At 54.3% G+C, this 282-nt stretch carries 1 protein-coding gene; it reads right to left on the bottom strand.

The window, feature by feature from the left end; all coding sequences use genetic code 11:
• Positions 1-282, bottom strand: a 282-nt coding sequence (locus AB9F27_RS22195) for an efflux RND transporter permease subunit (RefSeq protein WP_369758246.1), incomplete at both ends; no start/stop codon positions are given.

Below are 282 nucleotides of genomic sequence, written 5' to 3'. Positions count from 1 at the left end.
AAAGGCATCCACAAGGTTGGAGTTCAGATAGTCCGACAAATCGGCCTGATCCATTTTGCCATCTTCGGAGATCAAACCGATCACCATCAGGAACCCAGCCGAGGATTTTTGCACCGTCACACCTTGGCGCTGTACGGCTTCGGGCAAAAGCGCGGTGGCTTGTGACAGTTTATTCTGCACCTGAACTTGCGCAATATCAGGGTCCGTGCCCGTCTCAAACGTCAAGGTAATCGACGACGACCCCGATGAGGTTGACGACGACGACACGTAGCGCATCCCGTC

The organism is Falsihalocynthiibacter sp. CO-5D18 (assembly GCF_041205445.1).
Taxonomy (GTDB): Bacteria; Pseudomonadota; Alphaproteobacteria; order Rhodobacterales; family Rhodobacteraceae; genus Falsihalocynthiibacter; species Falsihalocynthiibacter arcticus.
Note: the sequence above shows the minus strand (reverse complement) of the source record. Positions and strands in the feature narration are given on the sequence as shown.